At 59.3% G+C, this 24,395-nt stretch carries 22 protein-coding genes and 2 pseudogenes; 9 read left to right on the plus strand and 15 right to left on the minus strand.

Annotation, left to right across the window (positions count from 1 at the left end):
* Positions 1-72: 72 nt before the first annotated feature.
* The 4 genes from AB4N80_RS24595 to AB4N80_RS24610 all read right to left on the minus strand — a co-directional run bounded on the left by AB4N80_RS24595 (position 73) and on the right by AB4N80_RS24610 (position 6,226).
* Positions 73-897, minus strand: a complete 825-nt coding sequence (locus tag AB4N80_RS24595; RefSeq protein ID WP_460079283.1) for an arylamine N-acetyltransferase family protein — start codon at positions 895-897, stop codon at positions 73-75.
* 112 nt (positions 898-1,009) lie between these two features.
* Positions 1,010-1,804 carry an exodeoxyribonuclease III gene (xth, locus tag AB4N80_RS24600; RefSeq protein WP_460079285.1) on the minus strand — a complete coding sequence of 265 codons (795 nt, stop codon included), beginning with the start codon at positions 1,802-1,804 and terminating at the stop codon, positions 1,010-1,012.
* Positions 1,805-1,873: 69 nt separating this feature from the next.
* Positions 1,874-4,450 (minus strand): bifunctional diguanylate cyclase/phosphodiesterase, encoded by a 2,577-nt coding sequence (locus tag AB4N80_RS24605; RefSeq protein WP_305470397.1) that lies wholly within the window; start codon positions 4,448-4,450, stop codon positions 1,874-1,876.
* A 204-nt stretch (positions 4,451-4,654) separates the two neighbouring features.
* On the minus strand, positions 4,655-6,226 hold the full coding sequence (locus AB4N80_RS24610; protein WP_354336773.1) for a sensor domain-containing diguanylate cyclase: 1,572 nt from the start codon (positions 6,224-6,226) through the stop codon (positions 4,655-4,657).
* A 323-nt stretch (positions 6,227-6,549) separates the two neighbouring features.
* Between AB4N80_RS24610 and chrA the strand changes: the two genes are divergently transcribed.
* Positions 6,550-7,908: a chromate efflux transporter gene (chrA, locus tag AB4N80_RS24615; protein WP_460090370.1), complete on the plus strand. Its 1,359-nt coding sequence runs from the start codon at positions 6,550-6,552 to the stop codon at positions 7,906-7,908.
* On the opposite strand, the gene arsN2 is transcribed toward chrA, so the two are convergent.
* The gene (gene arsN2 / locus AB4N80_RS24620) at positions 7,905-8,336 is read right to left on the minus strand and encodes an arsenic resistance N-acetyltransferase ArsN2 (protein WP_354336772.1); all 432 of its coding nucleotides are present in this window, start codon (positions 8,334-8,336) and stop codon (positions 7,905-7,907) included. The two genes, chrA and arsN2, sit on opposite strands and share 4 nt — an antisense overlap.
* Before the next feature lie 382 nt (positions 8,337-8,718).
* Between arsN2 and AB4N80_RS24625 the strand changes: the two genes are divergently transcribed.
* Positions 8,719-9,207, plus strand: coding sequence for a hypothetical protein (locus tag AB4N80_RS24625; RefSeq protein ID WP_122568015.1), 489 nt, complete (start codon positions 8,719-8,721; stop codon positions 9,205-9,207).
* Between the two features lie 45 nt (positions 9,208-9,252).
* Here the strand turns inward: AB4N80_RS24625 and AB4N80_RS24630 are convergent, their stop codons facing one another.
* The 3 genes from AB4N80_RS24630 to AB4N80_RS24640 all read right to left on the minus strand — a co-directional run bounded on the left by AB4N80_RS24630 (position 9,253) and on the right by AB4N80_RS24640 (position 12,161).
* Positions 9,253-9,489, minus strand: coding sequence for a hypothetical protein (locus AB4N80_RS24630; protein ID WP_205929649.1), 237 nt, complete (start codon positions 9,487-9,489; stop codon positions 9,253-9,255).
* A gap of 145 nt (positions 9,490-9,634) precedes the next feature.
* The gene (locus tag AB4N80_RS24635) at positions 9,635-10,852 is read right to left on the minus strand and encodes an MFS transporter (RefSeq protein ID WP_460090368.1); all 1,218 of its coding nucleotides are present in this window, start codon (positions 10,850-10,852) and stop codon (positions 9,635-9,637) included.
* A gap of 259 nt (positions 10,853-11,111) precedes the next feature.
* Positions 11,112-12,161, minus strand: coding sequence for an NAD(P)-dependent alcohol dehydrogenase (locus AB4N80_RS24640; protein WP_460079291.1), 1,050 nt, complete (start codon positions 12,159-12,161; stop codon positions 11,112-11,114).
* A 186-nt stretch (positions 12,162-12,347) separates the two neighbouring features.
* Between AB4N80_RS24640 and AB4N80_RS24645 the strand changes: the two genes are divergently transcribed.
* Positions 12,348-13,256 (plus strand): AraC family transcriptional regulator, encoded by a 909-nt coding sequence (locus tag AB4N80_RS24645; protein ID WP_460079294.1) that lies wholly within the window; start codon positions 12,348-12,350, stop codon positions 13,254-13,256.
* 47 nt (positions 13,257-13,303) lie between these two features.
* Here the strand turns inward: AB4N80_RS24645 and cuyB are convergent, their stop codons facing one another.
* Positions 13,304-14,818 (minus strand): cysteate racemase, encoded by a 1,515-nt coding sequence (gene cuyB, locus AB4N80_RS24650; RefSeq protein ID WP_122568011.1) that lies wholly within the window; start codon positions 14,816-14,818, stop codon positions 13,304-13,306.
* Between the two features lie 10 nt (positions 14,819-14,828).
* A complete protein-coding gene (locus AB4N80_RS24655) occupies positions 14,829-16,124 on the minus strand; it encodes a dicarboxylate/amino acid:cation symporter (RefSeq protein WP_305483134.1) in 1,296 nt (431 codons plus the stop codon).
* A 183-nt stretch (positions 16,125-16,307) separates the two neighbouring features.
* On the opposite strand from AB4N80_RS24655, the gene AB4N80_RS24660 reads away from it, so the two are divergent.
* Positions 16,308-17,255 (plus strand): LysR substrate-binding domain-containing protein, encoded by a 948-nt coding sequence (locus AB4N80_RS24660; RefSeq protein WP_305491996.1) that lies wholly within the window; start codon positions 16,308-16,310, stop codon positions 17,253-17,255.
* 457 nt (positions 17,256-17,712) lie between these two features.
* On the opposite strand, the gene AB4N80_RS24665 is transcribed toward AB4N80_RS24660, so the two are convergent.
* The 3 genes from AB4N80_RS24665 to AB4N80_RS24675 form a co-directional block, all read right to left on the minus strand.
* Positions 17,713-17,988, minus strand: a complete 276-nt coding sequence (locus AB4N80_RS24665; protein WP_103308880.1) for a hypothetical protein — start codon at positions 17,986-17,988, stop codon at positions 17,713-17,715.
* Positions 17,989-18,509: 521 nt separating this feature from the next.
* Positions 18,510-19,355 (minus strand): TIGR03915 family putative DNA repair protein, encoded by an 846-nt coding sequence (locus tag AB4N80_RS24670; RefSeq protein WP_460079300.1) that lies wholly within the window; start codon positions 19,353-19,355, stop codon positions 18,510-18,512.
* Positions 19,355-20,572 carry a putative DNA modification/repair radical SAM protein gene (locus AB4N80_RS24675; protein ID WP_122568007.1) on the minus strand — a complete coding sequence of 406 codons (1,218 nt, stop codon included), beginning with the start codon at positions 20,570-20,572 and terminating at the stop codon, positions 19,355-19,357. The genes AB4N80_RS24670 and AB4N80_RS24675 overlap by 1 nt, the downstream gene beginning before the upstream one ends.
* Before the next feature lie 167 nt (positions 20,573-20,739).
* Here AB4N80_RS24675 and AB4N80_RS24680 point away from each other — a divergent pair, with 167 nt between their 5' ends.
* From AB4N80_RS24680 to AB4N80_RS24695, 4 genes are all read left to right on the plus strand, one after another.
* On the plus strand, positions 20,740-20,910 hold the full coding sequence (locus tag AB4N80_RS24680) for a YhfG family protein (protein WP_003199786.1): 171 nt from the start codon (positions 20,740-20,742) through the stop codon (positions 20,908-20,910).
* Positions 20,910-21,509: a putative adenosine monophosphate-protein transferase Fic gene (locus AB4N80_RS24685; protein ID WP_460079302.1), complete on the plus strand. Its 600-nt coding sequence runs from the start codon at positions 20,910-20,912 to the stop codon at positions 21,507-21,509. The genes AB4N80_RS24680 and AB4N80_RS24685 overlap by 1 nt, the downstream gene beginning before the upstream one ends.
* A 144-nt stretch (positions 21,510-21,653) precedes the next feature.
* The gene (locus tag AB4N80_RS24690) at positions 21,654-21,812 is read left to right on the plus strand and encodes a metallophosphoesterase (protein WP_460079305.1); all 159 of its coding nucleotides are present in this window, start codon (positions 21,654-21,656) and stop codon (positions 21,810-21,812) included.
* Positions 21,796-22,146, plus strand: a complete 351-nt coding sequence (locus AB4N80_RS24695) for a metallophosphoesterase family protein (RefSeq protein ID WP_460079308.1) — start codon at positions 21,796-21,798, stop codon at positions 22,144-22,146. The genes AB4N80_RS24690 and AB4N80_RS24695 overlap by 17 nt, the downstream gene beginning before the upstream one ends.
* A gap of 215 nt (positions 22,147-22,361) precedes the next feature.
* On the opposite strand, the pseudogene AB4N80_RS24700 reads toward AB4N80_RS24695, so the two are convergent.
* Together AB4N80_RS24700 and AB4N80_RS24705 are read right to left on the minus strand one after the other, a co-directional pair.
* Positions 22,362-22,694 (minus strand): annotated as a pseudogene (locus AB4N80_RS24700) (Y-family DNA polymerase); the annotation flags it as partial.
* Positions 22,687-23,042: pseudogene (locus AB4N80_RS24705) on the minus strand (LexA family protein). The pseudogenes AB4N80_RS24705 and AB4N80_RS24700, both read right to left, overlap by 8 nt.
* A gap of 108 nt (positions 23,043-23,150) precedes the next feature.
* Between AB4N80_RS24705 and AB4N80_RS24710 the strand changes: the two are divergent.
* Entirely contained in the window at positions 23,151-24,374 is a 1,224-nt protein-coding gene (locus AB4N80_RS24710) for an acyltransferase family protein (protein ID WP_460079310.1), read from the plus strand.
* Positions 24,375-24,395: the final 21 nt, after the last annotated feature.

The following is a 24,395-nucleotide window of genomic DNA, read 5'->3' on the forward strand; positions in this document are numbered from 1 at the left end:
AGGACAAATGTCCATAGAGTTGTATACAACTTACTGTGTGCACATTTGGAACAGATCCCTGGCCAAACCCTTTTAGGCCTGGAGCAACCCCACCAGCGCGGGCCGCAACAGCTCGCGTGGCGGCACGCGCAGGCTGAATTCCTGCTCCAATAAATCGATCAACTCATCGGCATCGATGATCACGCGCCGCTCACTCTCCTGCCCTATGCGGTGCACGGCATAGCTGTTGCCGTTCAGGGTCTTGCGCAGCCCGTCACCGGTACGAGCCACCATCAAGCGGCCCATGAACGGCGACTCCGGATGGTTGCAGACGTACCAATTGCCGACTGTGTAGTCGATGTCTTCCTGGCGTTGCAGATCGAACAGGTACATCGGCCGCCATTCGCCGGCAACGTTGGCGCGCAACAGATAACCGTCCGCATGGGTGTCGATGCGATACGGCTCATGGGGCGTGACTTGGGCCTCACGGCTGTCCAGCAGCAGCGGCGCGGTGGGCACCATGCCGCCAAAACCGACGTCGGTGATATAGCGCACACCGTCGATCGTCACCAGACTCAACCGATGGGTCCGGGCAGGCCAGGCGCCCTCAGGCGCATTCATCACCACGCGCCCTGTGATGCCGCGGGCATCGAAACCCAGTGCCTGCAACAGCGCCAGGAACAACTGGTTGAGTTCATAGCAATAGCCGCCGCGCCCCTCTTCGAAAACCTTGCGCTCGACCGATTCCAGGTCGATGGGCACAGGCTGACGCAACAACGTCGACAGGGTTTCAAAGGGGAATTCGGCGGTATGCCGCCATTGCAGCTGACGCAAGGTCTCGAGGGTCGGCGCCGGTGGTGCGTCGAAACCCAGACGCCGCAGATAACGGGCCGTATCGCTCAGTTGGGGATGACTCATGAGGGTGTCCTTTTCCGGGGTCGGCCAGCGCTCACAACAAGCGCATGGCTAATGGCGCCAGGTATAAGGCATTCCCCTTACAGAGACAACAACCGACCGCCCCCCTGCCCCGTCAGCGCCGTTTGCGCGAAGCCAGCCGGATCCAGGTGGGGGCATGGTCGCTGGGGTGGGGCTGGTTCCTGACCCAGGCGTCCACGCCGGCCTCGCTCAGGTAGGCGCTGGCGACCGGGTTGAGCAACAGGTGATCGATGCGCAGTCCAGAGTTCTTTTGCCAATGCTGACGGAAATAGTCCCAGAAGGTGTAGATCCGCTCGTCCGGATACAAGTGGCGCAGCGAATCGGTCCAGCCCTGATCCAATAAGCGCTGGTAGCACGCGCGGCTTTCGGGTTGTAGCAGCGCATCCTTGAGCCAGGAGCGCGGGTTGTAGATATCCATGTCGGTGGGCACCACATTGTAGTCACCGGCCAGCACCACGGGATGATCACTGGCCTGCAACCCTTGAGCGTATTCGATCAGCCGTTCGAACCAGGCCAGCTTGTAGTCAAACTTGGGACCCGGTTGCGGATTGCCGTTGGGCAGGTAAAGGCACCCCACCAGCACGCCGTGCACCGCCGCCTCCAGATAGCGACTGTGGCTGTCATCGTCCCCGCCGGGCAGGCCTCGTCGGCTCTCCAATGGCTGCGCGTCACGGGCCAGGATCGCGACACCGTTCCAGGACGCCTGCCCGTGCCAGATCGCCCCATACCCCACCGACTCCAGCTCCGCCGCCGGGAAATCCTTGTCCGCCGCCTTGAGCTCCTGCAAACAGGCAATGTCGGGTTTCTCCCGCTCCAGCCATTCCAGCAGGTTGGGCAGCCGCGCCCGGATGCCATTGATGTTGAAGGTCGCAATTCGCAGGTTTTTCATAGAGCCAGCACTCGAAATGTCACGTTACTGGCTGTGACCGACAACCGGGCGCGGTGGTTGCATCCGTCTTCAGCAGCCCATTTTCGGCAAGGGCCGGCCGTTCTCCAGCAACTGCGCAAAGGCCTGTTTATCGATCGGCCGGCTGAGGAAATAACCCTGCACTTCGTGGCATTGGTCCGAGCCCAATGAGCCGAGCTGAGCCAGGGTTTCCACACCTTCGGCGGTGACCGTCAGCCCCATGGCCTTGCCCAGGTTGATGATCGCCTGCACCACGGCGCGGTCGTTGCTGCTGTTGCTCATGGAGGCGATGAAGCGCTTGTCGATCTTGATGCCGTCGAATGGATAGGTGCGCAGGTAACCGAGGGACGAATAACCGGTACCAAAATCGTCCATGTTCAAGCGTACGCCTAGCTCCTTCAGGGCATTCATGACCTGCAGGGCGCCATCGACATCATTGAGCATCACGTTTTCGGTGAGTTCGAGTTCCAGGCGACTCGCCGGGAAACGGGTTTCGATCAACACCTGCCGCACATCTTCCACCACGTCGCTGCGCTCGAACTGCACCGGCGACAGGTTGACCGAAACCATCAGTGCCACCGGCCAGGTCAGCGCGGTTTCGCAGGCCTCGCGCAACACCCAACGGGAAAGCGGGACAATCAGGTCGGTTTGCTCGGCCAACGGGATAAAGGTATCGGGGCCCAATAGGCCTTGGGTTGGATGCTGCCAGCGAACCAACGCCTCGACCGCCACGATCTCCCGACCATCGACGGTGTAGCGCGGCTGGAAATGCAGGACAAATTCGTTGTTCTTCACGGCCTGGCGCAGATCGCTTTCCAACTGGCGACGATGCTGGATCTGATCGTTCATTTGCGAGGCAAAATAACACCAGGTTTTCTTGCCCTCGGACTTGGCCTGGTACATCGCAATGTCGGCGCAACGGATCAGTTCACCGGGCACGTAACCCTGACGGTGGCTCAGGGCGATACCAATGCTGGCGCCGATGTGCAACGAATGGGTTTCGTAGAGAATCGGTTGCTGCAGGCTGTCGATCAGCCGCTCACAGAATCGATCGATCTCAGCGGTGTTATCCATTCCACTGAGCACCACCACGAATTCGTCGCCCCCCAGGCGCGCCACCAGGTCTTGCTCGCGGGTGCTGTCGCGCAGCCGCCGGGCCACTTCCAGCAACACCGCATCGCCGGCCGGATGGCCGAGGGAGTCGTTGATCGGCTTGAAGTTATCCAGGTCCACCATCAGCAATGTCAGGGGGGCGGAATGCTCCTTGGCCAGCAGCGCATCATCCAGGTGTCGCGCCAGCTTGTTGCGGTTCGGCAGGCCGGTCAGCGCATCGTGCATCGACAGGTGCTGGACCTGGGCATGGGCGGCCACCTCGTCGGTGATGTCGCTGGCGGTGCCGCGATAACCCATCACCTCGGCCTTGTTGTAGATCGGGCGGGCCGACACTCGACAGAAGCGCAGTTGCCCGGAATGATCGCGGTAGGAGCAGCGCAAGTTGCTGGCGTTCTGTTCCTCTGTCAACTTGGCCAACCAGAGGGCAATCGGCGTAGTGTCGCAATACAGCAGTTGCTCAAGCAGTTGCCCCAGCCATTGCTGGTCGGAAAACCCGGTGACCGTATTGAAACGCCCCGACAGATAAGTGATGTGTTGCTGCCCGTCGATTTCCCAGATCCAGTCGGAAGCCGCTTCGGCCACGGCCCGAAAGCGCTCCTCGCTGGCCTCCAGGGCATGCGCTGATCTTTCCAGGCTGTCGTAGCTGGCGTCCACGTGCCGTGCCGTGCGCAATGCATAGCGAAAAAAGTAAGCGGTCAGCAGGGCCAGGATCAGCAGCGCGCCACCCAGCGGCGGCACCAGGGACCAGAGCAATTGCTGGCCCGGGCGCACCAGTCGGGACACCAGGCTGTAGCCGGTGCTGTCCAGCGACACGGCCGGCTGGCCGGGCTTGAGCTCGGTGTCTTTCTTGAGCTTCAAATCGGTGAGGCCATAACTCTTGCCCAGTTTGCGCAACTTGACGGGCGTCAGCTGGTCGACGAACAGCAGGACCGAGGTGCTTTGGGCCTCGACCAGGGGCCGTTCGTCGTTGGGCGTAATCACCGACGCGGTGACGATGGCCGGCCAGCCCTCGAACAATGTGTAGCGGACCATGGGTATCGTCAGGTCAGGCTGCGCCTGGAGTTGGTCCATCAGCTCCGCCAGCGGCGCGTCCATATAAACTGCGGTATCCGCTTGGACGTTACGCCCACGCACCACGGCATATTTGGTGCGTTGCCGATCGATGACAAACACACCCTCGTATTCATCATTGGTGAACAGGGTCTTGCCCATGTTCTGCTCGGTGTAAGCCCATTGCACATCGACTTCACCGTTGAGGTGGTCATAGGCCGTGGTCCAATACGCATAGCTGGCGATGTAGTTTTTCGAGGCGGTGACGCGATTCTCGAGGGCGCGCTCGGTATAGAAATGCGTCTTGCGCAAATCATCCGCGTCGAGCTTTTGCGCAATGTTGAACAGCGCGGCAATCGCCACCAGGACGCCCAGGACGAACAGCCCCCCGACCGCCACGACCAGGCGACGGGTAATCGGGGTGTGGCGCGCGGTGCGTGAAGGGCTATCGGCAGTGGAATCCATTGACCTACTCCTGTCCTTTCAACGCTGGCTTCGATATCGAGAACGGCGAGGACCGAGCCAGTCGTCTCCCCAACCTTAGCACCCACTGCCTGATCAGCTGGCGAGCCCACGGTTTTTTGCGAAAGAGCCTACACACCGCTTGAAGTTCGCCAGCACAATGCTTGAGTAATGGGCCGGGCAAGCTGCCGGTGATTCCAACCGATCTCAACGATCCGAGCGCGCCAACGTATCGAGCCCGCCCTCCGTGGATAACACCGCCACCCGGTTGCGGCCGCTGTGCTTGGCCTGGTAAAGCGCCGCATCGGCGCGCTGGATAAAGACTTCGATGCTGTCCAGGCTGCTGGGCACAAAGGCATAGCAGCCCAGGCTCACCGTGAGGTAGCCGGTCGGGGAGCCGGAATGAGTGATGTGCTTGTCGATGACGCTGCGACGGATCTGCTCGGCCAGCGCCATGGCCCCCGAAAGGTTGGTGTCGGGCAGCAGTACCGCAAATTCTTCGCCGCCATACCGTACCGCCAGATCGGCCTTGCGGTGACAGCAACTCTTGAGCACTTTGGCCACTTCCGCCAGGCAGTGATCCCCGGCCACGTGCCCATAGGCGTCGTTGTAGCGTTTGAAAAAATCGATGTCGAGCATGATCAGGCTCAAAGGGCTGCGCTGACGAGCGCCCCGCCCGAACTCGATGTCCAGGGCCCGTTCGAACAGACGCCGATTCGCCAGCCCGGTGAGGCTGTCATGGGTGGCAATCAGTTCCAACGCTTCCTGCGCCTTGCGCAAGTCCGCTTCGATCTTCTCGCTGTTGCGTACCTGGCGCACGAATACCCAGCCGAACATGCAAATGCCCAGGACCACCAGGCCGACGATGAGGCTGGATTGGAAAGCCCGGTCATGCCAGCCCACCAGGATCGACTCTTCGGACATCGCGGCGGTGACCACCAGCGGATAAGCCTGTAAATGTTGATGCCCATACAGCCTGACGACACCATCGATGGCCGAACGGATGATCCCATCGCCAGACATCCCGCCGTCCAGGGCATGGTTGTAGATATGTTCCTCGGCCAACGGGCGACCGATCCGCGCCTCATCGAAGGGGCGTCGGGCCAACAGCGTCCCGTCAGACAAAGCCAGGGCCATCTCGCCTTGCTCATCGAGGCTGAAGCTTTTGAAGAACCGGTCGAAGTAGGACATTTTGATGCCGGCCATCAACACGCCCTGGAAGTTGCCGTCGCGATCATTCAAGCGCCGGGAAACCGGGATGATCCACTCGCCGTTTTGCCGACTGCGGATCGCCGGGCTGATATGGGCGATCAGGGAGGCGTTCTGCTGGTGGAAAAGGAAATAATCTCGATCCGCTACCCCTGCCCCCCTGTGCAGGTCGTCAAAGGAGGTAATGACCCAATGACCGTGCTTGTCGAACAGAAACAGGCCATGCAACTGCTCGAGCGACTGCACGCGGCGAGCAAAGGTTTGCTGTAAACGTTGCTGCACCGCAGGACCGAATCCATCGATCTGGATCCAATCCGCCAGGCTGGCCAAGACCAGATCGGCCTGCAGGAAGGTGTCCTGGGCCTGTTGGGCCATGGCCCGGGTAAGGGTAGCCGAGGCAATGCGGGCCGACTCCAAATCGTGTCGGCGGGACTGCTCCACCTGCAGGTAAAGCAAACCACACAGGCACAGGCACACCGCTGCGATAAACGTAACCGCAGCTTTGAGCAACGGCAGGCGTTTCAAGGCACCGGCGGGGAGATGAAAAGGATCGTAGGTGGGGATTGGCAAGCGAATTCCTGAAGAGGGCAAAGCATGAGCGAATTCGCTCATAACCCCCAATATTCGTGAGCTTAGCCTACCGCTTGTGAGGCGGCAATTTGCCTGTGCAGCGGAGCCGATGGGTGGCCGCAGTGGATCCAAAAAGGCACCCCTGAGCCAGCAAAAATACCCGCTTCAAAACGAAGAAATTCCCCGTGGCGAGGGCGCTTGCTCCCGCTGGTCGTAATCGTTGAAGGGCTATTTTTTACAAGCAAACCTTTCTGGGGGCTATCTAAATGGCGTAACGCCCCATAACGTATGGTCGCCTTTGACTTCCAAGTGCCCCGTCGACCATGAGCAAACCGATCCGAATCGATGATGAACAGGCCCTGACCCAACCCGGCGCCGTCAGCCTGCGCGAGGCGTTCTGGTTCTGGCTCAAACTGGGCTTCATCAGTTTCGGCGGCCCAGCGGGGCAGATCTCGATCATGCACCAGGAGTTGGTGGAACGTCGGCGCTGGATTTCCGAGCGGCGTTTCCTGCACGCCCTTAATTACTGCATGTTGCTGCCGGGGCCCGAGGCCCAGCAACTGGCAACGTACCTGGGCTGGTTGATGCACCGAAGCTGGGGTGGCGTGATCGCCGGAGCGTTGTTCGTATTGCCTTCACTGTTCATTCTCATCGCGTTGTCGTGGCTGTACATCGCCTTTGGCGAAGTGCCGGTGGTGGCGGGTATATTCTATGGGATCAAGCCGGCCGTGACCGCCATCGTGGTGCATGCCGCCCACCGGATCGGCTCTCGCGCACTCAAGAACAATTGGCTGTGGGCCATCGCGACGGCATCGTTCACCGCGATCTTTGCCTTTGACCTCCCCTTCCCGCTGATCGTACTGGGGGCCGCTGCCATCGGTTATTTCGGTGGCCGCTGGGCACCGGAAAAATTCAGCCTGGGCGGTCACGCGACCCAGCACCAGTCCTTCGGCCCCGCCTTGATCGACGACGACACGCCAACCCCGGACCACGCCCGGTTCAGCGCCGCCAGGTTGGCCCGATTGGCAGTCGTCGGTGCCCTGTTGTGGATCGTGCCAATGGGCCTGCTGACCCTCGTGTTCGGCTGGAGCGGCACGTTGACGCAAATGGCCTGGTTCTTTACCAAGGCCGCACTGCTGACCTTCGGCGGCGCCTATGCCGTTTTGCCCTACGTGTACCAAGGCGCCGTCGGACACTTCGGCTGGCTGACGCCGACACAAATGATCGACGGCCTGGCCCTGGGCGAAACCACGCCCGGGCCGCTGATCATGGTCGTGGCCTTCGTCGGTTTCGTCGGAGGCTACGTGATGCAGGTGTTCGGGCCCGAGCAAGCCTTTCTCGCCGGAGCCGTCGCGGCCACGCTGGTGACCTGGTTCACGTTCCTGCCCTCGTTCCTGTTCATCCTGGCCGGCGGCCCGCTGGTGGAATCGACCCACAACGCGTTGAAATTCACCGCACCGCTGACCGCGATTACCGCGGCGGTGGTCGGGGTGATCCTCAACCTGGCCTGCTTCTTCGGTTACCACGTGCTCTGGCCCAACGGTTTTGCAGGTGCCCTGGACTGGCCGTCGGCGATCATCGCCCTCTTGGCGGCCGTTGCGCTGTTTCGCTACAAGCGCGGAGTAATCCAGGTGTTGCTGGCGTGCGGGCTGGCCGGGTTGACGGTGCATTTGCTGCGCTAGACGAGGCGTTTGCTCAGGTACGTCGCCGAGGCCGGGCACAAGGTCTTGAACTGGGCCGTCGCGCTGATCGAAGCGGGTGCCAGCGAACGGTCCTCCGGCTGATAGCCCTGGCCGATAAAAAACGCGGCGGCGCTGTCGGTCAACAGGTGAAGCCGCTGTGTGCCCTCGCGTTTCGCAAACGCCTCGATAGCGGCCAGCACCGCCGCGCCAGCACCCTTGCCCCGCTGCCCCTCAAGGACAACCAGCGAGCGCAGCAACCGCTCGGCGCCCTCCCCCTCGATACCGCCAAACGCCACATCAACACCTTGATGGCTGAAGCTGAAAAACCGTCGACCGGGATACGTCAGGTCGTCCACGGGTAGCCCGGCCAGGGTGAGCGCAGCGCGCAGTGGTCCCAGGTCGTTATTGCTCAGTGCTCTCGTGCGCATGGTGGGTGCTCGGTCCTGTGTCTTGTCCTGATCATCGAGCGTTCCCGAGTTTAGTTGCAACTCACCGGGCGCATCGGGGGGCGGAGTTCAATAGGCTTGCTCGAAAGTAAGCCACTGGCGCACATTAGCAATGATCTTTATTGAAACTCCAATTTTTACCCGTCGGGTCAAAGAACTGATGGGTGACGATGATTTCGCCTGTCCTACAGAAAATACTGGTCTGCAATCCTTCCGCTGGTGATGTTATGCAAATGACCAGAACCTCTCAGGCACTGCTTCCATGGGGCGAAGGCGCTTGCTCCTAACACCCCCATGACCCAGCGCAAACGAACGCCCCAGCCCATCAGCTAAGCTCAACCTATCATCACGACAGGGGATCGACATGAGCAAGGCAGACGAGCTAGCGGCCAAATTGAGGAAAACCCAGCAGACCCGCGCGGACACCGACAACTGCGCCGACCTGGCGATCGAGCACTGGCCCGCCCAGGTCTACGAGCTGTATCGCCAGATCGAAATCTGGCTGGCGCCCGTGTGCGAGGCGGGCCTGGACATTCGGCGCAACCCCACCCACGTCTTTGAAAGTCATTCCAGCGGGTCGACGTACAACTACGCCATCGATCAACTGGTGATCGAAGGTAATCATCGCCGCATTTCATTCGACCCGATTGCACGTTTCTCGCTCAAGGGCGAGGGCTGCATTGAAGTCCATATGAAGGGGAGCGAACACTGCATCGTGCGCACACTCGGTGAGCATGGCGAATCGCTTTGGCATGTCCAGGCCCTGCAATCGGCCGGACAACCGCGCCCTGAACCTGCCATCCTGGATGAGGACACCTTGCTCTCGCTGATAGAAGAAGGCCTTGGCCTTTAACGCAAATGGGCGACCCGAGGTCGCCCATTTTTATTGGAGAACACACTAGATCTGTGGCGCTGATTCGAGTGTTGGGTCGGTCCCGGGCACCGGTAGCGCCAGTTCCATCGCCGGCCTTCCCACAAGGGCATTCAAGGCATTGTCGATTTCGTCAGCCGCGCCTTGCGCGTATCGGGCATCCGCCCAGCTCCAGTACGGATCGGATATCAGCCCACCCACGGCCTGCGCGCACAATTCATCGCGGCTGATGCCCATCTTCCCGGCAGCGGCGATCACAGCCATCAGGGCTTGCTCTAATTGGGAAATTCGCTCGGTAGTCACAATCAACCAACATGATGGGTAACAGACCCAGAGTATAACAAGCCATCAATGTGCCATTAACCTCAGGCGCCCAACGGTCGCCCTCTCTTGGCTTACATCACTCGCCTCAAACCGCCGCGCCATAGTGCGTTGCTTGCGTGGTCGATAAAGATTGCCGGAGCGCTGAGCGAGCAGCCAGCACCGTCAGCACAGCCGCCATAGCCAACACGGCTGCACTGGTTTCGAAGGTCGCGCGATAGCCACTCAGATCAAACAGCAACCCACCCACTGTCGCGCCTCCGGCGATGGCGAGCTGGACGATCGCCACCATCAGGCCGCCACCGGCTTCGGCATCTTCCGGCAGCGTTCGCGAAAGCCAGGTCCACCAACCTACGGGCGCAGCGGTGGCCACCAGGCCCCAAAGGCCGAGCAAGAGGGTCGTGAACACCACCGACTCGCCGAACCCCACCAGGGCAATGGCAATCGCGGCCATCAACAGGGGGATGACGATGAGCGTCCGATAGAGGTGGTTTTTCAAGCAGGTCCCGATCAGGAAGGTACCCAGCAGCCCCGCCACACCGATCACCAGCAACATGAAGGACAGCATTGAAACGCTCACCTGCGTCACCGTTTCGAGGAATGGTCGCAGATAGGTGAACAACATGAACTGGCCCATGAAAAACGTGCTGACCGCCAGCATGCCCAGCGCGACCGGTGCCCGGGTCATCAACTTGAAGACGCTGGTACTGCCCTGCTTCGCCTGCGCAGGCATGGAAGGCAGGCGTAGCAGCAGCCAGACCAGGGCGATGGCGGCGACGGGCACGATGCAGAAAAACGCGCCACGCCAACCGATGATCGCCCCCAAGAAACTGCCCAGCGGCGCAGCAATCACTGTCGCCAAGGCATTGCCGCCGTTGACGATGGCCAGTGCCTGCGGAACCTGAGCGTCCGGCACGAGCCGCATGGCCGTGGCCGCCGACAGCGACCAGAAACCGCCAATCGCCACGCCGATCAACGCGCGACCGACCATGAATACCGGGTAGTTCGGCGCGAACGCCACCACGGTGCCTGAGACGATCATCAGCAAGGTCAGCCCCAGCAGGAGCCATTTTCGGTCGACCCGGGCGGCAATCGAAGCGATGAACAGACTGGTGATCAAGGCAAAGGCGCCAGAAACGGCAATGCCTTGACCGGCCTGCCCTTCGCTGACATGAAGATCGGCCGCTACCGGCGTCAGCAAGCTGACGGGCATGAACTCCGAGGCAACCAGCACGAACGCGGCAAGCGCCATGGCAAGTACCGCGCCCCAGGCGGGCCGGTCTTGTGGCAATGAGTTATCGGTCATTGGATGACAATCCTGTGTTGCTTGACGGATCTGTGAGCGCAAGCCTGCTCGCGATGACGGTGGCACATCCAACATCACCGCTTCAGGCAGACCGCTATCGCGAGCAAGCTCGCTCCCACAGTTTTGAATGGGGGTGTTCACCTATTTCGTGCCTGCCACACCTCCCCTGTGGGAGTGAGCTTGCGCGCGAAGGCGTCGGCACAGCCAACATCACGGCCCCAGGCAGCCCCCTTTCGCGAGCAACCCATTGGCACGCCTATCAGCCGGCCAAGGACGCGTTATCGATCACGAAGCGATACTTGACGTCGCCCTTGAGCATGCGTTCATAGGACGCGTTGATCTGCTCGGCCCGAACCAGTTCGATGTCAGCGACGATGCCGTGCTGCGCGCAGAAGTCGAGCATCTCCTGGGTCTCAGGAATGCCACCGATCATCGACCCGGCGAGGGTGCACCGCTTCATGATCAGGTTGAAGACATTCGGCGAAGGATGCGCGGTTGCCGGGGCGCCCACCAGGGCCATCGTGCCGTCGCGCTTGAGCAGCACCAGCAACGCGTCGAGGTCATGGGGCGCCGCTACGGTGTTGAGGATGAAATCAAAGCTCTTGGTATGCCCGGCCATTTCTTCGGCATTGCGCGACACGACGACCTCGTCAGCCCCCAATTGCCTGGCATCCTCGCGCTTGGACTCGGACGTGGTGAACGCCACGACATGAGCCCCCATTGCATGGGCGAGCTTGATACCCATGTGACCCAAGCCACCGATGCCGACCACACCGACTTTCTTGCCCGGCCCGACGTTCCAGTGGCGCAACGGCGAATAGGTGGTGATGCCGGCGCAGAGCAGTGGCGCGACGGCGGCCAGTTGGTCCTCGGCGTGACGAATGCGCAACACATAGCGCTCATGCACCACGATGTTTTGCGAATAACCGCCCAGCGTCCAACCGGGTTCATCCGGGGTTGGGAAGTTGTAGGTCCCGATCATCCCGTCGCAATAGTTTTCCAGGCCACTGTCGCAGTCGTCGCAGTGCTTGCAACTGTCGACGATGCAGCCGACGCCGACCAGGTCGCCCGTCTTGAAGACGGACACATGGGCACCGACCGCCGCTACCCGACCGACGATTTCGTGGCCCGGCACGCAGGGGAACTGGGTACCCGCCCACTCGGCGCGCACCTGGTGCAGGTCCGAATGGCAGATACCACAAAAAGCGATGTCGACCTGGACGTCGTGGGCGCCCGGCGTCCGACGAGTGATCTGCAGGGGTTCAAGGGGCTTGTCGCCCGTGCGGGCGCCATAGGCTTGTACACGCATCAGAAGACTCCTTGCTGGATAGAGTGAGGGGGTATTTTCAGGGCTCAACCCGGCCGGCCGGTAACGCATTACGCTGAGATGCTTGCCTGATCCTATGAGTTCTTCCATCGCGTATAGGCAGCGCTTCATTTAGCGCGTTAATGTTCTGCCTATAGCGCTTGAGCCCAGATGACACCCGGAGCCGACATGGCCGTCCAACGCAGATCCGTACAAGAGACATTGAGCGCCATCATTGGCGCCTGGGCCCCACACCCGGGCGACTTCGAAACGCCCATTCCCGGCCTCGTCTTCTTCCGGCGTGAAACCCCGGCGCCGCCGGTGATTTGCATGATCGAACCAAGCATCGTGCTGGTGGCCCAAGGCGAGAAGCAGGTATGGATCGGCGGCGAAGCCTATGGTTACGACACCAGTCGGTTCCTCATGACCTCTCTGGACATCCCGGCCAATTCCGAGGTGTTGCAGGCGAGCCCGGAACAACCCTGCCTGGGCCTGGTCCTGAGGCTCGACTTGCGCATGGTGGCCGACCTGATCGCCCAAGGCAGCCTGGCGCCGTCGCGTGATCGAGCGGTCGGGATTGGCGCAGGAATTGGCACCGCGACACCAGACCTGCTGGCGCCGTTCGCACGCCTGCTGGCGTTGCTCGATGAGCCGGAAGCGATTCCCATACTGGCACCATTGATCCAGCGCGAGATCCACTATCGGCTGCTACTCAGCGACCAAGCCGCCCGGCTGCGGCAGATCGCCTCGGTCGATAGCCAGGGCTACCGGATCGCCAAGGCCATCGACTGGTTGAAATTGAACTACACCGAGCCCGTGCGCGTGGACGACCTCGCAGCGCGAGTGCAAATGAGCGCGCCGACGTTTCACCACCACTTCCGCCAGCTCACGGCGATGAGCCCGCTGCAATACCAGAAGTGGCTGCGGTTGAACGAAGCCAAACGCTTGATGCTCAACGAGCACGTGGACGTGGCGAGTGCGGCCTTCAAGGTGGGCTATGAAAGCCCGTCCCAGTTCAGCCGCGAATATGCCCGCTTGTTTGGCGTGCCGCCCAAGCGGGACATTGCGGCGTTGCGCGGGCCAGCCAAGGCTGGTTGATTCATCTGTGGGAGCAAAGCTTGCTCGCGATGCAGGCACCTTGGCCTTCAGGAGACCGCGTTAGCTTCATCGCGGGCAAGCCTTGCTCCCACAGGACCGTGCCTTTGCGCCAACGCCACACACTTCAACGCCAGGATCATCGTCGGATCAACCAGCGCCACCGTGTGCCCATTGATATCGAACGCCTCGCAATGCGCCAGCACCAGCGGCAACTCGGTACACCCCAAGATCAACACCCCCGCCCCCAACTCGCACAGGTGCTCCGCCGCCAGCAACAATTGCTCCTTGCAGAGCCCTTGCGTGAAGCCAGCCTTGATCCCCCGCGGTCCGTAGATGGCGTCCATGACCATCGCCTGGTAATCGACACCTGGCGTAAGCACCTGGAGCCCGGCATGACACGCCGCCTGGTGATAAACCTGGCTCTGCACCGTACCGGACGTCGCCAGCAGGCCAATCACCTTGCCCGAACCATAGGTGCGCGCGATCCACGCCACCGTCTCGCCCAGCATGTTCACGATGGGCACCCTCAGGTGAGCCTGGATCCGTTCGACGAACGCATGGGCGGTGTTGCAGGGAATGGCGATGGCGTTGGCGCCGGCACTTTCGAGACGTTTGCACGTGGCGTACATCGCCATCGTCGGATCGGTTTCATCGCGCAGCAGGTTGGCCGTTCGATCCGGTATCTGCGGGTTTTGCTCGACCACCATCTTGATGTGGTCCTGGTCCTTCCCCGCTGGTGTATTGGCCACCACCTTGGCCATGAAATCCACCGTGGCGGCAGGCCCAACGCCGCCCACGATGCCCAACTTGAACGGCGGTCGCCTGGGCTGCTGGTCCAGTGTCGCGAAGTCGGCGTAAATCTCATTGATGTCCAGCACGGTGATTCCACGACGCTGCAAATCGGCGCAGACCAGGGAAAGCTCGGTCATGCCCGGCAGGATCACCGTCGCCCCCCGGGCCTGCAATGAGAGACACGCCCGATAGACCGCTTCAAGCGGCACGCCCTCCAGGTGACCGTCCTTGATGCCGTTGAGGCCGTACATCGCCTCCATCAACCCCGCTTGAGCGTCTGCGTCGGGGTAAACAATCTGGAAGTCTTTGCCAAAATGTCGCTCGAACAAGCCGCAATGGCGCACGAAGTCGGAGGCGATCACCCCCAACATCGCCTGGGGCGGCACCGTGTGGCTGACGTGCCGGGTCAAGGCAGCCATCATGTCCAGTACGGGAATGCCCAGTTCCTCCTCGATTTCAGCGCGAAAGGTATGGCTGGCGAAGCATGGGAGCATCACCGCATCGAAACCACCGTCCTCGAACGACTTGCACACCTGATACACATAAAACTTGCGTGACGTCATGCTCGCGCCCTGGTCCAGCGGCAGTAGCACGTCCTTGAAGGGGTGCTGCTCGAAGAGGAAATGGTAGCGCCCCTGATCCTCTAGCACCGCCCGGGACTTGACCAACTTGTAGAACAGATCGCCGCCGGCCAGTGATCCAAGCCCACCGACAATGCCCAACTTGCGAACCACGGAAGCCTTGCGGCTCGACTTCGCTTTAGCCTTCATGACCGTCTCCTCAAGCCACCGGCACCGGCTCGGATCGCGACCGAGCAGGCGCATGTACGCCTTCGGCCTCGTCGGCCTCTTCATGGGGTTCGGACTTGGCGACCACCGCCGTGGCAATGCTGTTGCCCACCACGTTGGTGGCGGTGCGGGCCATGTCGAGGAACTGGTCGATACCGATGATCAACAGCAGCCCCGCCTCGGGTAGATTGAACATCGGCAACGTCGCTGCGACCACGACCACCGAAGCCCGGGCGACACCGGCCATGCCCTTGCTGGTGATCATCAGCGTCAGAAGAATCAGCATCTGCTGAGTGAAACTCAAATCAATGTTGTAGGCCTGGGCGATGAACAGGATGGCGAACGCTTGGTACATCATCGATCCATCGAGGTTGAACGAATAGCCCAAAGGCAACACGAAACTGGACACACGTTTGGGCGCGCCAAACTTCTCCAGCGCCTCGATAGTTTTCGGGTAGGCGGATTCGCTGCTGGCGGTGGAAAAGGCCAGGAGAATCGGTTCGCGAATGAGCTTGCCGAGGTAGAAAACCGAGCGACCGAGGAACAGGTAGCCGGCTCCGAACAGCAGCGCCCAGAGGATCAGGATCCCCAGGTAGAACTCGGCGATCAGCTTGCCGTAATCCACCAGCAAGCCAAGCCCCTGGGTAGTAATCGCCGAGGCGATGGCGGCAAACACCCCAATCGGCGCGAAGGCCATCACGTAGTCGGTGATCTTGAACATCACCTTCGCCAGCTCTTCGATGGAGTCGGTGATCCGGGTGTAGCCCGCCCGCTTCACCCCCGCCAGTGCAAAGCCGAAGAACAGCGAAAACACTACGATCTGCAGGATCTCGTTATTGGCCATCGCTTCGGCGATGCTGCGGGGAAACACGTGGCCGATAAACGCCTTGAGACTGAAGTCACCGGTATTGACCGGCACAGCCGCCGTTGCGTGCTGGGCCACGTCCATGTTCAACCCGGCACCGGGTTGAAACAGGTTGACCAACCCCATTCCGATCAGCAGCGAGACGACCGAGGCGGTGACAAACCAGGCCATCGCCCGGGCTCCGATCCTGCCGACGGAACGGGAATTGCCCATGCTGGCGATACCGCCCACCAACGTCGCGAAGACCAGGGGCGCGATGATCATCTTGATCATGCGCAGGAAAATATCAGTGACCATCGAGAAGTAACTGGCAATCTCTTTGGCACTTTGCTCGCTCCCTGCGAAATGGTGACATGCCCAACCGACCAGCACGCCCAAGGCAATGCCCATTGCAATTCGACGGGGGAGCTTATTCTTCTTCACGGTGCTGTCCTCAAGTAGTTCTTGGAGTTTTTTTACTTGGCAGGATCGATTCTAAAGAGCGGATTCGGAGGGATGATGAGTAATCCAGCTAGCCCTATGCGGTTTTGGAATAGTTATCGAAAGGCCGCGCTATGCCGGGGAGTTGCGCAGTAAGATCCTGCTCTCACAGCGGGAGTTCTCGATATGCAACTCAAATGGCTGGATGATCTTCTGGCGATTGGCGAATGGAAAAATTTCTCCCGCGCGGCCGAGGTGCGTTGCGTGACGCAATCGGCCTTGTCCCGGCGTATCCGCTCACTTGAGGAATGGGTGGGGGTCAAGTTGGTGGACCGGGGCACCTACCCCGTCCAGCTCACCCCGGCGGGGGTCACTTTCTGCGATGAAAGCCGAGAGGCCCTCGCCGGATTGCTGAGGTTGCGCTCGACGCTGCGCGACGTGGAACGAATGCCCGGGCGCTCGATCCAGATCACCGCCGGCCACAGCCTGTCGATGACCTTCCTGCCCAAGTGGCTCTCGCAGTTCCAGCCACACAACGAGCAATTCAACGCCCGGGTGGTGGCCGCCAACATCCATGACGCCGTCATTGCCTTGGAGGAAGGCAGTTGCGACTTGATGATGGTCTACCATCACCCGCTTGCCCCCATCCTGCTGGACGCCGAGCGTTTTGGCAGCCTGGTACTCGGCCACGACGCGTTCATCCCCCTGTGTGCGCCCAACCGCAAGGGCGAACCGCTGTTCCGCCTGCCCGGCCGCGCCGGCAAGCCGGTGCCCTACCTGGCCTATACGGCAACCACGTTTCTGGGGCGCGTCGCCGACATCGTCATCAACAACGGCCCAGAACCGATCGCGCTGGAACGCTGTTATGAAGCGGACATGGCCATGCTGCTGATGCGCATGGCCATCGAGGGCTACGGCGTGGCCTGGTTGCCGCAGAGCGCGGTGGCCGACGAACTGGAGCGTGGGCTGTTGGTACGGGCCGGTGGAGAGCAATGGAGCACGCGATTGGAGATTCGCTCGTACTGTGCGATTGCCAATCGCAATCCGACGATGCGCAAGCTGTGGAAGACCTTGGAGGGTGCTTCGTTGCATCGGCTGGGCAGCGCATCCTCTACGCCTACAGATGCGGACTGATCAACGCCACTCAAGCGCTGTTCGCCAATGGCGGGTTCACACCAATTGACTGTGGGAGCGAGCTTGCTCGCGATGACGGCAGCACATCCATCATCGCCATCAACTGACCCACCGCTATCGCGAGCAAGCTCGCTCCCACAGTGGACTGAGGGTGTACGCAAAATTTGCGTACCCACCAAACCCTGTGGGAGCGGGCTTGCTCGCGAAGGCGTCGGCACGACCAGCAACCTGCAAACTGACACACCGCTTTCGCGAGCAAGCCCGCTCCCACAGAGGGTTTGCAACGAACGCACTACCTGTGAACTCCCCGAAAAAAACTGTGGGAGCGAGCTTGCTCGCGATGACAACAGCACATCCAACATCGCCATCAACTGACTCACCGCTATCGCGAGCAAGCTCACTCCCACAGGGTTACAAGCTGACAGTGCAGGCGACCTTATGAGGTCGCCCACTTCCATTACAACGCCAACACCTGCGCCTGCAATCGCCGCCCGATCACATCCAGCAGATCACACCCATCGCGCAGGGGGATCGCCAGCACTTGGGCGAAATCATGGAGTACCACCGCGTCCGTACTGATGTCGGAACGCATGGCGAGGTTTTCCAGCAACTGCGTAACAGCGGCGATGCGGTAAGCGGCGGTGTCGTGCAGCACGTCCAGCGGCGCTTCCGTGTCGATCAGGAGCGCGTGGAAATTGTTTTCGATACCGGTGATGGGCATGTAGCGGGACATGAGGGGTTACTCCTGCGGGGATGGGAGGTCAGTGGCGGATTGGGATGCCGCTGGCAAAGGGACCGAATCCGGGATCGAGATTCGGATATTTGGCAGGAGATATTCTTGGGTGACGCTAGACGAAAGCCACCTTGGATTAGCTGTGGTTTTCTGAGAGTTGGGGGTGAGCTTTTTCATTGGCTTGTACCTAGGTTATGTAAAGGAACTGCCTTCACCACTTCCACCTGGTGGGTGGCAGCTGTACGCGGGTGTGGAAGACCGAGAACCTAGGACCCGGCGCACCCGAAGGCGCCCCGCGTACAGCCGCCGTAATTTAACAGCAGACCTAGGAAAAGCGTCTGCTTTTTAATTTAGCGGTGCAACGCGCTAGGTTTTCGTGAGGGCTTCCACACCCTCTCGCTGAATTTGCAGCGACGGAGAAAACTTAGCGCACAGGGTGATGGGGTGGATAGTCAGCGGGGAACGACACAGCTTGAGGGAAACTTCCGATGGGAATGTCCGGCGATGGATTCAGAACTTGTTTAATCCTCAACAACAGTACCAACAACAATCCGCTTGCCCATTTTCTCCCCCACCTCCAACGCCTGCCCATCCCGCTGCTTCCCCCGCCGCGCCAACCCCACCAGTCGAGGAATCAACTCCCCCTCCGGCAAGTGCTGCCAGAATCGCCCCGGCATGTGCTGACGTAGCGCCTGGGGATTGAGCCGCGCCGGGTTGAAAATGTGTTTGTAATAGGTCCGCCAAAGCTCAGCACCGGGATCGTCGGCGTGACGCGCCCAATGCTGCCACTGCTCGGGGCAACGTCGCTGGTAATCCAGCAACCGTCCATCGAAGCGGATGCCATCGCGCGGCGTTGCGATCAGCCAGCGTTGCTGCCCTAGCCGCTCGGCAAAATGGCCGCTGGCGCTTTCGAGGATGTCATGGGCCGGCTGGTGAAAGGCGACCAGGTCCAATTGCAGTTGCTCGGCTAATGCCAGCGGCAGGGGGATAAAGCGCACGAAAGCATGCAGGTGATGAGCCTCGCGCTGGACCTGCTTGATCCGCCGCTGCAGTTCACTGCCCAGACGGTCGCCCGCGAGCATGGCTGTGCGGTCACCATGGGCAACGCGCCAAAGCACTTCATACAACAAATTCCAACGCTGTTCGCCTTGGTAACGGCCAGCCTGTTCGAGCTGGGTCAGCAAGGCTGCGGGGACCCGCGTACGGAACGAGCCAGGCCCTTGAGGCAGCGGCGTTGGCATGGCCAAAAGATCGGCCATCGGACCTTGGGCCCAGGTGACATCGCTCGGGTCGATGCCGTGGCCGAGCAACGTTCGAGCCTGATCGCGCCACGTGGAGAAATCATCATCACAATCCAGGGCAATCATCACCAAAGCCCCATCTGCACCGGCCGCTGAGGGTCACGCAACCGCGCCCGCAGCAGGCCGCTACGCACCTGGGCGTCGGCAGGCCGGTAATCGCTGGTGACAATGAACGGTCGCGCCTTCTCCAGCACGCACCGCAACTGCACCAGGTCGTCATAACGCACCCGCCGTTCCCGGCGCAGTGCAACCAGACGCTGCACGCTACGCAGGCCAATCCCCGGAATACGCGCCAGCAATGCGGGTTCGGCGCGGTTGACATCCAGCGGGAACACCTCTCGATTGGCCAGCGCCCACGCCAGCTTGGGGTCGATGTCCAAATCCAGGTTGTGGGTTTCGCTCAGAAGCTCGCCGGCCTTGTAGCCGTAACCGCGCATGAGAAAGTCGGCCTGATAAAGCCGGTGCTCGCGCAGCAACGGAGGCGCCGCCAGGGGCACGCTGGCAGGGCTGTCGGGAATCGGGCTGAACGCTGAATAGTAAACCCGTCGCAAACCGTACCCCTGGTAGAGCGACTCGGCGTTGCTCAGGATGGCGTGATCATCAGTGGCATCCGCCCCTACAATCACCTGCGTGCTCTGCCCGGCCGGGGCGAAACGCGGCGCCCGCGGCTCATCGGCCACCGCCTGTTGCCCCTGGTGGATGGTGCCCATGGCCTGGCGGATGGTCGTCAACTGCTTTTCCGGTGCCAAGCGCTTGAGGCTGATGTCGGAGGACAGCTCGATATTCACGCTCAAGCGATCCGCCAACCGCCCCGCCTCCTCGATCAACAGCGGATCGGCATCGGGAATGGTCTTGAGGTGGATATAGCCACGAAACTGGTGCACCTCCCGCAACAACCGAGCGACCCGTATCAGCTGCTCCATGGTGTAATCGGCCGAGCGAATGATGCCGGAACTCAAAAACAGCCCACTGATGCAATTGCGTCGATAGAAATCCAAGGTCAGCCGGACCACCTCCTCCGGCGTAAAACGCGCCCTCGGCACGTTGCTGGAACGACGGTTGACGCAATACTGGCAGTCGTACAGGCAAAAGTTGGTCAGCAACACCTTCAGCAACGAGACGCAGCGCCCATCCGGCGTATAGCTATGGCAAATGCCCATGCCATCGGTGGCTCCCAACCCCTCACGGCCTCGAGAGCTACGCTTGGGCGCACCGCTGCTGGCGCAGGAGGCGTCATACTTGGCAGCGTCGGCAAGAATGCCGAGCTTGGCGATAAGCTGCATGAAGTGATCTCGAATACTGGATATAAACACAGTATTTTGAGATGAACCGTAACGCAAGCGCCATTGGTCAATTCAACGCCTGATGCCAGTGGCCCAAGTCGCGACATAGGCCCATGCCAACGGGATGGGCTATAATCGGCCAACCAACGCGATTGAGGTCCAGCCCCATGGGCAATGTCAGCCTTGAAACCAAAAAGGCCTATGCCGCCAGGACGCGTAGATCCAACTACGCGGCCAGCCTCCGTCTGGAAGGCTTCAAAACGACCTTCGCGGACGGCGAACGCAAAATGCCAACGCGTGAAGAGGTCTTGAAGGCCTTCACCCAGACCCGAACTTGATGCCTGACAAATATGGAGTCGGTGAGGACGCTTATTGCTATCCCGGCTCCACAGTCCTTCGCAACAAACTCGATATCCGTGACGAACCGACCCTGAGCGAAGCCGAACAACAGCTTTCGGCCATCGCAGCGGACAACGTCGAATTCAGCCCTCCTCCCTATAGCCTGGCCTACCTTCAAAACATTCATCGAACCCTCTTTTCTGACCTGTTTGAGTGGGCCGGAGAGCTGCGCACCGTTGGCATGGCCAAACAAGCCACCCGCTTTTGCCAACCCGAATACATGGAAAAGGAAGCCAGCAAGGTCTTCACGACCATGGCGGCGGCAAACTGGTTCGAAGGGATGGAGCGAGCAGAGCTGATAATTACCGTGGCAGAGGCCTATTCCGACATCAACGTCGTACACCCCTTCCGCGAAGGCAATGGCCGTGCGCAACGCATTCTGTTTGAACACCTCATCATGAATGCCGGGTTTGAAATCAGTTGGTGGGGGATTGAGAAGGACGAGTGGATTTTTGCCAACATTGCGGCTTATAACGGCGTCATGGAGCCTATGGAGCAGGTTTTTGAGAAGTGTGTTGGGCAGGCGATTCAAGCTTGACTGTACAACGCTATTCCCCCGTCCAGCGTCTTACTGTTTATTTCGCCAAGTGATACAGTCACCGCCAATCAACATCTGCTGAAGCACTGAAAAGTATACAGAACGAGATCGTTCCCACCCAACAAAGAAGGTCGCGACTTTGTAGTGGGCGACGTTCACGGGCATTTTAAACTTCTAACAGCAGCCTTAAACAAACTGGATCGTATTTTTTCCGTGGGCGACCTCATTGACCGAGGCCCGGACTCCATAGATATATTGAATGGCTTGAAATCCGTGGTTCCATGCCGTGCGTGGCAATCATAAACAGATGCTTATTCACTGCATCTCCGGCCACGGGGATATACCCCGACATATCCGAAACGGTGGTGCCTGGCTCTACGAGTTAGAACCCGACATTCAGCAAGAACTATCAAAAACCCTGCAAGCACTTCCACTGGTCATTGAAATCAAACTTTCAAACGATCACACAATTGGAATAGTTCATGCCGAAGCCCCCGTCATCCAAAGTAACGATGACTGGCAGGAAGCCAAAGATGCAATCACAGGAAAATCTGGAGAGCAGCCATCAGCGGCCAGTCTTGAAGACAGCGTTGTATGCCAGAGAAAAAACTTATCAACAATATCATACAACCATTAAAGGAGTAGACCGGATCTATGTTGGGCACTCAACGGTGCCCAACATTATGCTTTTGGGCAATGTCGTATATATCGACACTGGCTGCGCATTTTCCGATAGTGCATTAAGCCTGGTTGATGTAAAAACCGAAGCCAGCATGAGCCAGTGAGACAACACATCGCTCTACTCAGTTTTTTCTTCGAGGCGAAATAGCCATCAGATGAAGTGAAAAGGCTACCAGAGCGCACAGCAAACGATTCCGTTACCTCAACTGCCGGCACCATCGCCTCGATCGGGCTCATCACGCGCTCGCTCAGGGTGCCGTACAGCGCATAGTTGGAGGAGAACGGAACAATGCCGTGCTGCTTGAGCTTGTGCTTGATCTGGAAGTACGACTCGCCCATTTTGATGAATGGCTTGGCGTCGTAGCTCCGGGCGATGACACAGCCATCGTTGTTGCTCAGCAGCACTATGGGCACCTTCGCCGAGTCGGGACGGAATACCCGCTCGCAACTGGCATAGAAGCTGTTGCAGTCGATCAGTGCGAAGGTTGACTGCTGCTTAGACATGGCTGCGTACTGTGCTGGTTATCACGCCCCAGCTCGACAGCTCGACGCCTTCGAGAATGTAGCGTACCGGGAGTTTGGGATTCTCAGAAAGCAGAACCACCTCCCGGCCGAGCTTACAAACGCTTGCAGACAGGCTCATTGTTCCAGCAGTGCAACCACCACATGCCCGTGGATTGGATCAATGGCACGATCCACCACAGCCAGGTCACCATCGAATATCCCAACGCCTTGCAAGCTCTCCCCGGTGATGGCCACCAAGTACACATGCGGCGCGCGGATGTTCAAAACCTCATCCAGCGAGATGTGCTGCTCAATGCGATCCGCTGCCGGCGAAGGTGACCTGGGGATGGCCGATTGCCGTGCATTTGCAACGCCCTCGCAATATTATGCACGGCTGAATTCAAAGGAACCTAGAGCACGCATGAGAAACAAAGTTTGCAAGCAGGCATATCAAGCATGAATGCCATTCCCCCTACCATGAATTTGTCGAAGCTCGACGGCCTGCGCGGCATCGCAGCGACAATCGTCATTTTCTCGCACACATTATTTTGGTTTCTGCCAGCCGTTCACCTGGGCGAAAGGACGAAAGGCCGCCCGCTTGATGGAATTGAGCTATTCAACAGCCCATTCTCTTTTTTCTATCGCGGTGGTTTTTCAGTCTCCATGTTCTTCATTTTGAGCGGCTTGGTACTCACCTATAGCATCTCTAGAAAAAGCGACGTTTTATCAGCCATACGTAAATCCACACTGAAACGATATATCCGTCTCGGCTTCCCTGTGGCAATCTCTGTGTTGATCGGCTGCCTGCTGATGTTCGCGGGCGTGTACGAAGCCCCCGACATCTCACCATTACCGGTTCTATCCGCACCGTATAGCTTCACCCCCAACTGGTTGGTTGCAATAAAAGACGCGTTATATGGGGCTTTGCTATTTGGTGACAGCAGATACAACTATGTGCTTTGGACAATACAAATTGAACTGATAGGCTCAATTGCCGTTTTCGCCGGCTACGCTTTGTGTGGAACCAACAAAAATATTTTTAGAATCTTCTGCGTGGTGACATTTCTAGCCCTATCGGCGTCAACAAATAAGCTAGCGATGTACACCTCACTTTTCTTCCTAGGGGCGCTGTTAACAACCGTAGAGTTTTCGCAGCAATCGACGCGAGCGAGAAAGGTGCTTTCCATTTCGGGCCTGATCTTTGGGCTGTACCTGGCAGGCTTTCACTCAGCCAGTGACTCGTACACCGCCATAACGGCATTCACGAATTTCATATCCCAGAACTTTAACTACGCTCCATCTTGGTTGGCAATAGCGCCTGCACTGGGCGGTTTCTTGATTGTTATCAGTATACTTTCATCAGACTCAACCTACTCAATACTTGATAGTCGCCCGATGAAATGGCTCGGAAAACTGTCATTTTCGGTCTACCTGCTTCATACGTTTGTGCTGGTAATCGCAGGTCAATTTTTCACAAAACACTTTGGCATGACGTTAACAGCACTTGCATTGACGCTATCTTCAACATTGCTCATCACTTTTACCCTCTCATATTTTTATTATAAAAAAGTGGATTTATTGTCTATCGCGCTAGCGGAGAAATTCGCCAATGCCTGCATCACACAAAAATCGGTTGCGCAATTGCCTAGATCTACACGAAAAGTTCAAACTGAGAAATAATCTTCGAACTATGTAAACGTT

The organism is Pseudomonas sp. H3_A02, from assembly GCF_054671965.1.

What these genes read in the sequence shown, in the direction of transcription:
- AB4N80_RS24625 (WP_122568015.1), top strand. Translation starts at nt 8,719, where the DNA reads ATGAGCAAGGCAGACGAGCTAGCGGCCAAATTGAGGAAAACCCAGCAG.
- cuyB (WP_122568011.1), bottom strand. Translation starts at nt 14,818, where the DNA reads ATGAAGGCTAAAGCGAAGTCGAGCCGCAAGGCTTCCGTGGTTCGCAAG.
- AB4N80_RS24665 (WP_103308880.1), bottom strand. Translation starts at nt 17,988, where the DNA reads ATGTCCCGCTACATGCCCATCACCGGTATCGAAAACAATTTCCACGCG.
- AB4N80_RS24670 (WP_460079300.1), bottom strand. Translation starts at nt 19,355, where the DNA reads ATGATTGCCCTGGATTGTGATGATGATTTCTCCACGTGGCGCGATCAG.
- AB4N80_RS24595 (WP_460079283.1), bottom strand. Translation starts at nt 897, where the DNA reads ATGAGTCATCCCCAACTGAGCGATACGGCCCGTTATCTGCGGCGTCTG.
- AB4N80_RS24710 (WP_460079310.1), top strand. Translation starts at nt 23,151, where the DNA reads ATGAATGCCATTCCCCCTACCATGAATTTGTCGAAGCTCGACGGCCTG.
- AB4N80_RS24635 (WP_460090368.1), bottom strand. Translation starts at nt 10,852, where the DNA reads ATGACCGATAACTCATTGCCACAAGACCGGCCCGCCTGGGGCGCGGTA.
- xth (WP_460079285.1), bottom strand. Translation starts at nt 1,804, where the DNA reads ATGAAAAACCTGCGAATTGCGACCTTCAACATCAATGGCATCCGGGCG.
- AB4N80_RS24605 (WP_305470397.1), bottom strand. Translation starts at nt 4,450, where the DNA reads ATGGATTCCACTGCCGATAGCCCTTCACGCACCGCGCGCCACACCCCG.
- chrA (WP_460090370.1), top strand. Translation starts at nt 6,550, where the DNA reads ATGAGCAAACCGATCCGAATCGATGATGAACAGGCCCTGACCCAACCC.
- AB4N80_RS24640 (WP_460079291.1), bottom strand. Translation starts at nt 12,161, where the DNA reads ATGCGTGTACAAGCCTATGGCGCCCGCACGGGCGACAAGCCCCTTGAA.
- AB4N80_RS24675 (WP_122568007.1), bottom strand. Translation starts at nt 20,572, where the DNA reads ATGCAGCTTATCGCCAAGCTCGGCATTCTTGCCGACGCTGCCAAGTAT.
- AB4N80_RS24685 (WP_460079302.1), top strand. Translation starts at nt 20,910, where the DNA reads ATGCCTGACAAATATGGAGTCGGTGAGGACGCTTATTGCTATCCCGGC.
- AB4N80_RS24630 (WP_205929649.1), bottom strand. Translation starts at nt 9,489, where the DNA reads ATGGCTGTGATCGCCGCTGCCGGGAAGATGGGCATCAGCCGCGATGAA.
- AB4N80_RS24660 (WP_305491996.1), top strand. Translation starts at nt 16,308, where the DNA reads ATGCAACTCAAATGGCTGGATGATCTTCTGGCGATTGGCGAATGGAAA.
- AB4N80_RS24680 (WP_003199786.1), top strand. Translation starts at nt 20,740, where the DNA reads ATGGGCAATGTCAGCCTTGAAACCAAAAAGGCCTATGCCGCCAGGACG.
- arsN2 (WP_354336772.1), bottom strand. Translation starts at nt 8,336, where the DNA reads ATGCGCACGAGAGCACTGAGCAATAACGACCTGGGACCACTGCGCGCT.
- AB4N80_RS24645 (WP_460079294.1), top strand. Translation starts at nt 12,348, where the DNA reads ATGGCCGTCCAACGCAGATCCGTACAAGAGACATTGAGCGCCATCATT.